This is a genomic window from Hydrogenispora ethanolica, from assembly GCF_004340685.1.
Classification (GTDB): Bacteria; Bacillota; UBA4882; order UBA8346; family UBA8346; genus Hydrogenispora; species Hydrogenispora ethanolica.
Genome location: NZ_SLUN01000054.1, coordinates 1 through 12,782, shown reverse-complemented (window position 1 = coordinate 12,782; position 12,782 = coordinate 1). Strand labels below are relative to the sequence as shown.

General features: G+C 52.0%; 8 protein-coding genes. All 8 read right to left on the bottom strand.

Features of this window, described 5'->3' with window-relative positions:
• Nucleotides 1–3 precede the first annotated feature (3 nt).
• On the bottom strand, nt 4–882 hold the full coding sequence (locus EDC14_RS24935; RefSeq protein WP_132017599.1) for a DUF4007 family protein: 879 nt from the start codon (nt 880–882) through the stop codon (nt 4–6).
• A 2-nt stretch (nt 883–884) separates the two neighbouring features.
• A complete protein-coding gene (locus EDC14_RS24930) occupies nt 885–2,600 on the bottom strand; it encodes a phosphoadenosine phosphosulfate reductase domain-containing protein (RefSeq protein WP_132017597.1) in 1,716 nt (571 codons plus the stop codon).
• A gap of 76 nt (nt 2,601–2,676) precedes the next feature.
• Complete coding sequence (locus EDC14_RS24925) at nt 2,677–2,883, bottom strand: helix-turn-helix domain-containing protein (protein ID WP_132017596.1); 207 nt, start codon at nt 2,881–2,883, stop codon at nt 2,677–2,679.
• Nucleotides 2,884–3,803: 920 nt separating this feature from the next.
• Complete coding sequence (locus tag EDC14_RS24920; protein ID WP_132017594.1) at nt 3,804–4,007, bottom strand: hypothetical protein; 204 nt, start codon at nt 4,005–4,007, stop codon at nt 3,804–3,806.
• A 1,451-nt stretch (nt 4,008–5,458) separates the two neighbouring features.
• Nucleotides 5,459–7,303 carry a glutamine--fructose-6-phosphate transaminase (isomerizing) gene (gene glmS, locus EDC14_RS24915; RefSeq protein ID WP_132017592.1) on the bottom strand — a complete coding sequence of 615 codons (1,845 nt, stop codon included), beginning with the start codon at nt 7,301–7,303 and terminating at the stop codon, nt 5,459–5,461.
• A gap of 686 nt (nt 7,304–7,989) precedes the next feature.
• The gene (gene glmM / locus EDC14_RS24910) at nt 7,990–9,339 is read right to left on the bottom strand and encodes a phosphoglucosamine mutase (RefSeq protein ID WP_132017590.1); all 1,350 of its coding nucleotides are present in this window, start codon (nt 9,337–9,339) and stop codon (nt 7,990–7,992) included.
• A gap of 222 nt (nt 9,340–9,561) precedes the next feature.
• On the bottom strand, nt 9,562–11,157 hold the full coding sequence (locus EDC14_RS24905) for an NAD(P)/FAD-dependent oxidoreductase (protein ID WP_132017622.1): 1,596 nt from the start codon (nt 11,155–11,157) through the stop codon (nt 9,562–9,564).
• A gap of 11 nt (nt 11,158–11,168) precedes the next feature.
• Entirely contained in the window at nt 11,169–11,972 is an 804-nt protein-coding gene (cdaA, locus tag EDC14_RS24900) for a diadenylate cyclase CdaA (RefSeq protein WP_165908309.1), read from the bottom strand.
• Nucleotides 11,973–12,782: the final 810 nt, after the last annotated feature.

Below are 12,782 nucleotides of genomic sequence, written 5' to 3'. Positions count from 1 at the left end.
TGTTTATCTATTGATTGCAACATAGTATTCTCTGACACACCCTAAAAAGTCAATTTTTCTTTCAATGTCTATATAGTCAAGCCCAGCCGTTCGGATAACCTTGATGTAACCCATAAGTTCGAGTTTATTAAGCAGGCTGATAAGCGTAATGATATCAAGGTTAAACACTTTGCCAGCGTTACACTTATCGTTTTGAATAGATGATATCTTTATTTGATCTTCTCCTTTAGCTTGATCAACGATAACCGCAAGAACTACAAGCGGATGTATGCCGTCAAGCTTAGGTACACTTTTTTTATATGTCTTTGTTTTTTTATTTGCAATGTCCACAAGCGATAACTCACCGAGAGGACAATCAATATTGCTTTCAGGATGTACCTTGCCAGGATTTGATTTAATTCTGGGTACATAAGTGCTGATAATACAGTTAAAATCATCATCTAAGGAACGTTCAGAGACCTCTGACCCATTCAGCATAATGTACGTATTGAGCTGCTTTACAAAATCATCCCTAATAAACTCATTGCGGTTGAACTCATTAAAAAAGTAATACCATGCTGTTGCATCAGGTTCGTTAGTTGCTAACTTATAGTGCAGAAACCACAGCGTACCGATTTCTTCGATGTATCTGTCGTTCTCATAGACAATTTCACCGAAAGGAGTAAGGGTTTGATATTTTTTCCCCTGAGGTGGCTCGGCAGTAAGCCCGACAGCTTGTAGCCAATACCGCAAGGACTTAACCATATTTGCACCCATGCCTAAAATATCCATAGGATTTCCGTTGTCACCCATAAAGACTGTTCTGTCACGGACAACATGTTTCATTCCTTTGTATAGCCAGCCTTTTCGTATGAAAAAGGTATCATGTGCTCTAAATCTCATAATTACTCCTTTGTCTTGAGGTATTTATCTATCAAGCAGCCTCCGTCGAGGTATTTTGCCGTAACACACATCTTGCAACGCTTACACTTGCTATCACTGATACGGTACTCTTCGCCGCCAATTGAAATAGCGCCGAACCTGCACAGCGATTCGCATTTTAAACATTTACGGCAAGCATTAAATTTTCTCACCTGATAGCCGACCATTCTTTGCAGATCATCATGCTTTGCTACATTCATTGTCTTGATTTTTACTGCATAATCATATCCGTCCTGCGAAAAAGGCTGAACAGATAAAATTGGCACATTGGTTTTTATATCCAAAACAATGGTTTCATTTATAAGTTTTCGCCCAAGTTCCTTGGCAATCTTACCAAATGGAGTCAGTAAATTCAAAAAGCTATCATCAATCGGGTGGTTAAGCTTATATACCTTTGCGTTGTCCTCAGTTGTGCAGTTCGTAAATTTAATTTTAACGTCTTCCGCAGCAGCAATACCGTTACCGCCTTGACGAGCTTTCCACTTACCGCTGTCAACATAGACTTCGGCATCAGGCTTACCAATCCTTACAGCGAAATCTATCAAAAACTTACGCCATTTTTCAGCCTGCTCCGGCATATAGATCCGGGACAAAAACTGCGCTCTTTCATTATTGTTCGGACAACACCAGCATCCCACCCGATCATAGCCGAGCCTATAAGCATCGTTGAAATCAATGCCTTCACCCAATATGTAGAGCCAAACGTCGATATCTTTCCAATAAAAAATTGGGGATGCAACCTTTTGCTTTTGTATCTTTACTGACTCGGCATTATTCTCTACTCGATTATACTTACTGCGGCTTACGGATTCGTTTTTGCGAATGCCGTAAAAAGTTAAAATATCCATGTCACGATACAGACTATTTAGTACACGAGTAATAGGTCCTGTCTTAAACATAGAACAGCACCAGCGGAGCATACGGGCAGGGGGGCCAATGTCCTCACAAACCTCATAAAAGTCTTGTTCCTTGTTTCTTGCCGTCTTGAATATGGCTTTGGGATTGTTTTCTCTAAATCGCTTAGCATATTCGATGGTCAGCGGAAACTCAAGGGTGGTATCGCCGAAGATGTGTACTAAGCTCGGATTACTTAAAGCTCGCACAGTTAAATCGGCAGTAACAGTTGAATCCTTGCCGCCTGAAAACGAGATTACTATATTCTCGCTTGGGTATGTTTTAGCGGTGTCCCTAATAAACTCTGTCGCCTCATCAAAAATGTAATGCAATCTTTCAGTGTTTGCTTTTATAAACTTCTCTATAGCTTCATTAAAAAAGTCGTAGTGGTTTTGAGCTTTGTATTTTTCGAGCTGTTCCACAATTTGGTCGGCAGAACGCTTTTTATATGCACTGATTGGGATCATTTTCGATTCGCCATCGATGTAATAACGATTATCTGCAGCCCAAACGGTTTTATTTACGTATTCAAGCGGCTTTGCGGTTAGTATTTCAATCAACAGCCGTTCTTCAGGGAATACTGGACGTAAATCTGCACATAAATATGAGGTTTTTTTGCCGCATATAGGACAAATGTTTTTATCAATTCTGTTTGCTGATTTTATGATCGGCGTCTTGCAGTCGTTGCACCAATAAATCATGATAGGGATATCCCGTTCAGTGGCGTTACCGCAAATCTCACAGGTTTCGCTATTCGTTTCCCTGCTACAACTCTTGCACCACATAACAAAACACCCCCTTAATTCCTCTATTTTATCAGGTTTACTGTCACCTATGATGGGCAGCAGAGCAAATGAAATATTAATCTTTTTCGTACTTTAAAATATCTCCGACACTGCATTCAAATAATTCACAAAGCTTATTGAGAGTTTCGTAATCAACCCGCTCCATCTTGTCGTGGTATAGGTTTGAGATTGTAGTTCTGGCAAGTCCTGTTTTCTCATGCACATCTTTTATTTTGTATCTTTTCTCGCCCATCAGCACGGATAATCTGCAATGTATCGACATCACACGCGCTCCTTATACAAAATCACAAGAATACTACAAAAAAATATTATAACAGATATTCGCCAAAAAACAAATAGATATGGATGCATTTTTAAACCATATCTGTATAAAATCTTTATTCTCAATAAATCAACTTTCGCAGAGAAAAAAGTAGTCGAAGTCGTGGATACAAAAGCATGAAAAGAAAAACAGAAAGATACATTGACAAACAGCCTAAAAGTAGATCGATATGGAATACAAAGGGAAGAATTTTTGAATGCTTGTTATTTTGGCCCACGGTTCCGTCGGCGGGTTACTTTTTTGGCGGCAAAAAAAGATGTCATAGGACTTGTCAAGAGACAAAAGGATAACAATCCAACTATTTCCAATAAATGAAAAAACGCCAATTTGCCGTATTCATTCCTTGATGTAGATTCCAAGGTTCTGGTTAAAAGGTCTTTCAGCAGCTCAAACTGGCATATACAGCGTTTTGCTAGGATGTCTGATCCGAGCTTGAAAGAAAGGGCGTCATTCTTTTTTACGAGATTTTCTCTCACTAGCGGTACTTTACGACTTAGCCCATTCTTGCTCGGGGAACCGATGATACAACTGGTTTTCGGAGCTGGAAATTATCAAATTCGGTACTTGCCAAGACCTAACTGGTGATATAGGCCTTGCTGGATTCCATTAAGTTCGTGAAGCAAAGACTGAGTTTTTGCCGGGAGGCGGCCAACTGCCGGATAGGTAACTTGAGTTTCGCAGATCGCCTCCAGATGGTTAAACATGGCGCGCTGACTTAAGTTGAAGTCATTCCGCCACAGCTCGCGCCGTAATAGTGAAGTTAACGTCAATCCCAGCATACAGCAGAACGTATGCATCCGAATCATCGGGTCAGTCCAATGGTAAACCGGTTCCCAGCTATTACGCGTCCGGTCTTTTGATCACTTAAACATCTCTTCAATCTGCCATTGCGAGCGATAGCAACTGACTATCTGGGCATCGCTCCAGTCATCCCGGTCGCTGAAGAGAATCGTCTTACCCAATCGGGTATTACAGAGGTTTTGAAATGCTTCTTGGTTAAATTCCGCTTCCAGCTTTGGTAATCCGTTTTCTTCACTGATTTTAATCTGCCAAAGCTCTTTCATATATTGGCGCGCCAAGGTTTTTTGGACCCGCTTTTTTGTCCCGTCCATGGACTTACAGTTTTTAAAGCTATTCCCTTGCGAAAAAAGTCGAAGTCTTTGTAATTTGGAAGGTTTTTGGAGGACAGCGGCTCGGATTACCCTTCCCCGGAATCAGCTCCCTGAACAACTTCTCTGGGGAAGGGCAAGGGTTAGGTCCAAATCCCCATCGTACCGGACGACGATTCAAGATGCACTGTCCATGAGTTCCGAGGCCCTTGTTACCAGTACCTTATCATGAATTAGCACAACAAGTTAAAGTTGCATAAACCTATACGAAAAAAAGCAAGGGGAAAACAAATAACAAGAATCATAAGCAATGGTGTATACAGTAAGAAGGAAGTGGGGCGAAGGATTGCGTTCTTTTGCTTTCGTATGAAAAGGTTTTTTTATCTATCGAATAGACTCATTTGCTGATTCAACAACATCGGCGGGTGGATCGCACCAATTAAGAGAGAAAAAAAACAAACCCCCGATTGCTCCCAGGGGTTTTGTTGCTATCAATTAAACGGGCCTTCGCCGCAGCGCCCGAATCCCGGCCTCATGCTCACCATACATTTCCAAAAGCGACTTCTGCACTTCCGTAATATCCGCACATCCCTGTCCCATTTCTCCGGATAATTTGGCGATTCCCCATTCAATCCCCGGTTTCCACCGTCCTGCCTATTATATCGTGTCGTCGCGCGCGGGATCGATATTGGTTTAACTATCCCAGAGAATTTCAAATTACCATCATGTGCCCTTCGCAATCCAATATATAGTGATTAGCCCAGATATATCTATCAATATATTGGATTGCGAAGTCTTTTATCAGCGATTTGAAATTCTCTCATATTGACAATCTATGAATTTACTCACTGACTTTAAGGCACCCAAAACCAACTCACCCTCGCCCTCTCTTTTGAGAAAGAGAGGGTAACCTCAATGCTCCGCTGCCTATCGACCGGTTTTAACGCTGCCTCGAACCGGCCTTTCTTCCCTCTCTTTCCGCAAAAGAGAGGGAAGCGAGATGGGTGAGTTTATTCCTTTTCTAGCGAATCGCTTCGCTTCCTTGTTGTTTGGACTTGGACCATTGAGTCAACTCCGATTGTTGTTTGGTAAAAATCTTTAATTATTCAGTTTTTCACGTTATTTTAGCGCACCGAAAGTTGAGTGATTATAAATAGAGTTCAACTTTTTTAGATAATATCCTTTTTCTGGATAACCTTTCTGTGAAAAAGTCGTCTCCACCTTTTTATAGATAGATTCCTCAGATTTCCCCCACAGTAAACAACTTATTTTAATTTGTCTCTATATCGCTTAGGAATTTCAATGGTCCTTTTCCTGTTTAAATATTAAAAATGCGAGGTTAACTCAATTGGGTTTTCCCTCGCATTTTTGCCTGTTAGTCATTAAACTTTTGAGAATATACTTCCTTACTCCACCGTCACGCTCTTCGCCAGATTCCGCGGCTTATCCACATCGCACCCTCTGGCCTTGGCCGCATAATAAGCGAAGAGTTGCAGCGGCACCACCGCCAGGATCGGCGTCAGCATCGTGTGGGTCGCCGGAATGTGCAGCACATAATCGACCGACTGGGCGGTCTTGTGGTCGCCGGCCGCCGCCAGGGCCACCACCGTGGCTTCGCGCGCCTTGACCTCCTTGATATTGCTGATCATCTTCTCATACAGTTCCGCCTGGGTCACCAGGGCGAAGACCGGCACGCCCTCCACGATCAGCGCCAGGGTGCCGTGTTTCAACTCCCCGGCCGCATAGGCCTCGGCGTGGATATAGGAGATCTCTTTCAGCTTCAGCGCGCCCTCCAGCGAAACCGCGTAGTCCAGGCCCCGGCCGATGAAGAAGATATCCTCGCTATTCTTGAAGTCCTCGGCGAACTCCTTGATCTTGGTCTCGGTATTGAGCACCTTCTCCAGCTTATCGGGAAGTTTCAACAACTCCTCCACCAGCGCGATCCGCTCGGTCTCGCCGATGGTGCCGCGCTCCTGCGCCAGGTAAATGGCGAAGAGGTAGAAAGAGAGCAATTGAGTCGTATACGCCTTGGTCGAGGCCACCGCGATCTCCGGCCCGGCCAGGGTCAGGATCAGATCGTCGGCCTCGCGCGCCACCGAGCTGCCCACCACATTGGTGATGGCCAGGATCCGCGAACCGAGCCGCTTGGCCTCGCGCAGCCCGGCCAGAGTGTCGGCGGTCTCGCCCGACTGGGAGACGATCACCGTCAGCGAACCCGGCCGCACCAACGGATCGCGGTAGCGGAACTCCGAGGCCAGCTCGGCCTCGACCGGGATCTTCACCAGCTTCTCGATGAGATACTTCCCGACCAGCCCGGCGTGGTACGCCGTGCCGCAGGCCACCACGTGAATCTTGTCGAGACTGCGGATAAACTCCGGATCCAGCTTGACGCCGCGCAGCATCACCTTCAGCGTCGCCCGGTCGATCTTGCCGGTCAGCGTGTCGCGGACCGCCCGCGGCTGCTCGTGGATCTCCTTGATCATGAAATCCTCGTAGCCGCCCTTCTCGGCCGCCTCCAGATCCCATTCCACATGAAACGGGCGTTTGGTCACCGGCTCCCCGGCGAAATCGGTCACCCGCACCTCCCCGGCCCGGACCACCGCCATCTCCCCGTCCTCCAGGATATAAATCTCCCGCGTATAAGGGAGCACCGCCGGAATATCCGAGGCCACAAAGTTCTCGCCCCGGCCCAGCCCGATAATGAGCGGGCTGGACTTGCGGGCCACGATCAGCCGGTCCGGCGCGTATTCGCTGATCACCACCATCGCGTAAGCGCCCTCGACATGCCGCAGCGCCTCGCGGACCGCCGCCTCCAGGTCGCCCCGGCCCTGTTGGGCTTGGTAATACTCCTCGATCAGATGCGGCAGCACCTCGGTGTCGGTCTCGGAATTGAAGATGTGCCCCTTCTCCTGCAACTCCTCGCGCAGCTGAATATAGTTCTCGATGATCCCGTTATGCACCACCGCGATCTTCTGCTGGCAGTCGTAATGAGGATGGGCGTTGCGGTCCGAGGGCCGGCCGTGCGTCGCCCAGCGGGTATGGCCGATCCCTACGGAACCGGAGAGCGGCTGGGCGGTCAGGATCTCCTCGATCTTGCTCAAGCGGCCCACCGATTTCTTGGTGGTCAGCTTCCCGTCATTCAGAACGCTCACCCCGGCCGAGTCATAGCCCCGGTACTCCAGCCGCTTCAAACCGTCCAACAGGACCGGCACAGCTTCTTGCTTTCCAATATATCCGACAATACCGCACATGCGGATTCCTCCTTTAATTTAAAAACCGATTTTCAAATCCTAAGCCGTTCGATCATTAGCTTTCCCATCCCCTCCGGAAAGGGAAGCATTCTCCTAAAAAACAATTTTGCGCAAATAAAAAAACCGCCTGTCGCAGCGGTCGTTCTTTAAAAAAACTATTCATGGGTAAAACGGATCAAGCCCTGGGAACCATGCCAAAATCCCAGCGCCGCAAAAAAGGCAACGAACGCATGCTAAAACATAGCACGAAATAAAGCACGTCGATACGCTTCATGACGAACCTCTGCTTAAATTAGAGTTATTCAATTCACTCAAGGTCCCTATTGTCCCAGGCATCACTGCCGGATTTGTCGGGCCTTTTACGGTGGTGGTTACACCGGGGGTCACCCGCCGATGATTCCGAGATCCCCCTCCTCGTCAACTCTCCCAAAAAACCTTCCGCCGCGCGGAAATCACAACTTCCTAAAGGAGAGCCCTGGCGCTAAAGTTGTTTCATCCTATGCCCTACCCCGATCCATCAACTCCTTTCCCGATTTGGCTTGCCCGAAAGGTCTCCGGACCCCTCGCTATCCTCTCCTTTCCGCATCCGCCGGCATGCCTGCCGCGAGGACGCGAAGCAGACATACCACGATGCTTTATTTTACCACAAATTTTCCCAAAAGGGAACCGCCAAGATGTGGATGGTTTCAACCGCCCAATTCGCCGCGGATCGCCGCCGCGATCGCGCCCACCAGCTCACGGAGCCGGCCTTCGTCCGGCCCTTCGGCCATCACCCGGATCAACGGCTCGGTTCCCGAAGCCCGGACCAGCACCCGCCCCTGGTCGCCCAGTTCCGCCTCGGCCCGGGCAATGGCCGCGCCGATGGCCGCCCGCTCCTGCCAGCCTTCCTTGGTGCCGACCCGGACATTCTCCAGCACCTGCGGGAACTTATGGACCTGCCCCGCCAGCTCGGAGAGGCGCTTGCCCGACTCCACCACCGCCGCGATCAGCTGCAGCGCGGTCAGCACGCCATCGCCGGTGGTATTCTTGTCGAGGAAGATGATGTGCCCCGACTGCTCGCCCCCCAGCACCAGATCCTGCTCGCGCAGCGCCTCCAGCACGTAACGGTCGCCGTTGGCCGTCACCGCCGCCGCCACGCCGTGCTCTTTCAGGGTCTGGATCATGCCCAGGTTGGAATAGACCGTCACCGCCACCTTATTATTCTTGAGTTTGCCGGCGGCCTTCAGATGCAGCGCGCAGATGGCGATGATGGCGTCGCCGTCCACGATCTCGCCCCGCTCATCGACGGCGATGATCCGGTCGGCGTCCCCGTCATGGGCCACTCCCAGATGGGCCCCGGCGGCCACCACTTCGCGCTGGAGGATCTCCGGATGGGTCGAGCCGCATTTTACATTGATCCGCGCGCCGTTGTCGCGGTCATGGAGGGCAATCACCTCGGCGCCCAGCTTTTCCAGCACCTTCGGAGCCAGGGCGAAGGAAGCCCCGTAGCCGCAATCCACCACGATCCGCAGCCCGTCGAAACGGGTCTCCACCGACCCCGCCAAAAACTCCTCGTACCGCGCCACCGCGTCCGACCGGTCGGTGATCTGGCCCACCCCGACCCCGGTCGGCCGCTCGATCGTCTCCAGCTGCTCCCGGAAGATCGCCTCGATCTCGTCCTCCATCTCGTCGGTGAGCTTAAAGCCCTCGCCGGTGAAGAACTTGATCCCATTGTCCTCCACCGGATTGTGGGAGGCCGAGATCATCGCGCCGGCGGTAACTTTCAGGCTCCGGCAGAGATAGGCCACGCCCGGCGTGGGAATGACCCCCAGCTCGAAAACATCGGCGCCGATGGCGGTCAGGCCGCAGGCCAACGCCGCCTCCAGCATATCCCCGGAGATGCGGGTATCCTTGCCGATCGCGAACTGCGGCTTGGCGAGCCCGCTGCGCTTCTTGAAATAATAACCGGCGGCCAAACCCAGCTGAAACGCCAGCTCCGGCGTTAAGTTCTGGTTGGCGACCCCCCGGACCCCGTCGGTCCCAAATAAACGACCCATGAAAAATCCCTCCGCAAAAACTTTTTTGTTAACTAGGGATAAAAGCGTGCTTAGTTGTTAGTTATTGGTTGTTGGTTCTTTGTCGGGACAAACGATGAAAATTCAGCTTTCAACGGTATTCCATTCATGGACCACCGGAGCCTCCTAACCACAAACTACGAACCAACGACCAACAACCAAGAACGAATGATTAACAATCTCTTCGCAAGTCGTCACAGTATTTTATTGGCTTCTTTCTAGAACGGTTTCCGCCGTCTTCCAGCCGTCCAGGGCCGAGCTGACGATGCCCCCGGCATAGCCGGCTCCCTCGCCCACGGGATAGATACCGGGAAAACCCAGCGCCTGCCGGTCCTCGCCCCGCTCGATCCGTACCGGGGCCGAAGTCCGGGTCTCCGCCCCGGTCAGCACCGCGTCCGGCCAATCGAACCCCTTGACTTGCCGTCCAAACTGGACGATCCCGTCGGCCAGCGCCTGCCCCAGCTCCGCCGGGAAGAGCTCCCGGAGATTGGCCGGCCGCACCCCGGGACGGTATGAGGGAGCGAGAGCGCCGAACGAGGAGCTCGGCCGGTGCCGCAGAAAGTCTCCGACCCGTTGCGCCGGCGCGTAAAAACCGCCGCCGCCCAGGGTGAAAGCCTTCCGTTCCAAGGCTTCCTGATACTCCAGCCCCGCCAGCTCCGCATCCCCGCCGAAATCACGCGGCCCCACCGTGACGATGAGCGCCGCGTTGGCCACCCCCGAGTCGCGGGCATGAAAGCTCATCCCGTTGGTGACCACGGCCCCCGCCAGCGAGGTCGCGCCGATGACCATCCCGCCCGGGCACATGCAGAAGGAATAGACCCCCCGGCCGCTGGCCCGGTGTTGATAGGTCAGATGGTACTCGGCCGGTCCCAGCTTGGGATGGCCGGCCCACCGGCCGTACTGGGCGCGGTCGATCAGCTCCTGGGGATGCTCGATCCGCAGGCCCACCGCGAACGGTTTGGCCTTCAGGCCCAGCCCGCGGCGCCGGAGCATCCGGTAGATGTCCCGGGCGCTGTTGCCGGTGGCCAGGATCAAGCGATCGGTCTCCAGCTCCCGCTCCCCATTGACCGTGAGCCGGATCGGACCGGCCTGCGGATATGCTAGGTCGGTCAACCGGTGCCGGAAGCGGATCTCCCCGCCGCGCTCGCGGATGAAATCCTCTAGCCCGGCGATGATCTGCCGCAGCAGGTCGGTCCCGATGTGCGGATATTGCCAGTAGCGGATCTCCGGCGGCGCGCCCAGGCGCACCAGGATATCCAGGATCGTCGCGGTGCGCGGGTCCTTGATCCGGGTGGTCAGCTTGCCGTCGGAGAAGGTGCCGGCCCCGCCGCTGCCGTACTGGATATTGGACTCCGGGTCCAGCGCGCCCCCGTTCCAAAAGGCCTGGACCTTCCCGACCCGTTCCGCCAGGCCGTCGCCCCGCTCCAGGATGACCGGCCGCCAACCGGCGGCGGCCAGCCGGAAACCAGCAAAAAGACCGGCTGGGCCTGCACCCACAATCACCGGTCTTTGGTCTGGCGCTGCAATCGGATTTGCATAGATGTCTATACCAGATTCTGCCGCTGCCGCATACGGTTTCAGGTTGGGATTCTTTTGCAACAGCGCCTCAAGCTCATATTCGCTGAATCCCACCTCGAAGACCAGCGTGTAAACGAAGCTCGGCTCCCGTCGGGCGTCCAGCGACTTGCGCCGGATCTCCAGCCCGCTGATGCTGCCGGCCGGCAATTGCAACTCCCGGGCCAATGCCCCGGCCAGTTGCGCCTCCTCCAGCTCCAGCCCGGTCTTGAATTGCGAAACCATCAAACGCACCCTTAACTGACCTCCATCTTGGAATCGCCGGACTGGCTCACGCCCGGACCGGCCTTTTCGGTGGATTGTTCGATCAACTCGCGCAAGCGGAACCTCAGGCTCTCGCCGGAGAGATTCCGTTCCAGCCGGCCGTGGCAGGCCAGCGCGATCTGGCCGGTCTCCTCGGAGACCACCACCACCAGCGCGTCGGACTGCGCCGAGAGGCTCAAGCCCGCCCGGTGCCTGCTGCCCAACTCCTGCGGCAGGGACAAACCGTTGTCCAACGGCAGGAAACAGCCGGCCGCCTGGATCCGGTTGCCCTTGATCAGGATCGCCCCGTCGTGCAGCGGCGACCCCGGATAAAAAAGCTGCTCGACCAGGACCTTGTTGACGACCCCGTCGATCGGCGAGCCGGACTCGCCGACCACCGTCAAGCGGTCCTCGCGTTCGAAAACGATCAGGGCGCCGATTCGCGCTTTGGCCAGGCTCTCGGCGGCCTCCACCACGATATCGATGCTCTGCGGCGCAATGGGCGGCGGATTCAAGAACCATTTCAAAATGGGATTTTTGCTCCCCAGACTCTCCAAAAACCGCTTCAATTCATTCTGGAAGATAATCGGCAGGGCGACGATGAGCATCATCATGATCCAGTTCAGCAGGGTGCTTAAGCTTTTCAACCCCAGCGAGGAACTGCCGATGTATGCCAAATACAGGATGAGCACCCCGTTCAATAGGAAGATCCCCTTGGTGCCGCGCATGATCTTAAACATCTGAAAAAGGATCAGCCCCACCAACAGGATATCCACAATCGACTTAAATTTCGTCAAACCCTGCACCACCATTGATAGACGTTGACCGTGCGGATTCCCCAAAAACCGCCGGAGTCCCGGCCCGGGCTATCCGGTTATTGTTAAGATACGGCTACGGCGCGGCGAATATTCCGGAGCCGGGTTCAAAAAAGCTCACCCGCCGCCCCCGAATTCGCCGCTGCCGACCGCCCCGCCCCGGAATGCTCCGAGTTATTGTACCCAAAAGATGGGCAAAATGCTATGCTATGACGCAAAGCCCGTCCGCCGGTCCCTCAAGCGCCGGAAAGGCGGGACCAAAAGAATGGATCTAAATTAAATAAATTTTGCTGGTCATCGAGTTTAACTCAGAAAAAATTTACCGTACTGTGCTTAGCGGTGATCGAAAATGACTGCGATTCAAATCGGAGCTTTCGAAATCGAACTCACCCCCTAGCTCCCCCCTCTCTTTTTAGACGATTTCACAGACTGTCTTGTCAGAAAGAGAGGGGGGCAGGTAGGGTCATTCAAAATCCACAAAAGTTGCTCAGGGGGTGAGTTCGATTTTACCCCTCAATTCTATTAAACGAGCTTGAAATGATTTTAAACTGACCAAACGATTAACCTACTTATATAAAAGATTTTATTTGACACCCGAGTCTAAATTCCTTTCGGTAAAAAAAAATACCCCGCCTGTGGGAGGCCACTGAAAAAGTCCATTAAATAAAAGAGCAGAATAAAAGCCTTGGAAATACTGTTCAACCGCAGTAATTTCAAGGCTTTTATGATATAATTAAGCTATCAAAACAGGCGGTGAGCAATGATCCGACAACAAAAGCAACTAGTATTAAG

Coding starts and splice junctions, on each gene's coding strand:
- EDC14_RS24935 (WP_132017599.1), bottom strand. CDS start 882: ATGAGATTTAGAGCACATGATACCTTTTTCATACGAAAAGGCTGGCTA.
- EDC14_RS24930 (WP_132017597.1), bottom strand. CDS start 2,600: ATGTGGTGCAAGAGTTGTAGCAGGGAAACGAATAGCGAAACCTGTGAG.
- EDC14_RS24925 (WP_132017596.1), bottom strand. CDS start 2,883: ATGTCGATACATTGCAGATTATCCGTGCTGATGGGCGAGAAAAGATAC.
- EDC14_RS24920 (WP_132017594.1), bottom strand. CDS start 4,007: ATGAAAGAGCTTTGGCAGATTAAAATCAGTGAAGAAAACGGATTACCA.
- glmS (WP_132017592.1), bottom strand. CDS start 7,303: ATGTGCGGTATTGTCGGATATATTGGAAAGCAAGAAGCTGTGCCGGTC.
- glmM (WP_132017590.1), bottom strand. CDS start 9,339: ATGGGTCGTTTATTTGGGACCGACGGGGTCCGGGGGGTCGCCAACCAG.
- EDC14_RS24905 (WP_132017622.1), bottom strand. CDS start 11,157: ATGGTTTCGCAATTCAAGACCGGGCTGGAGCTGGAGGAGGCGCAACTG.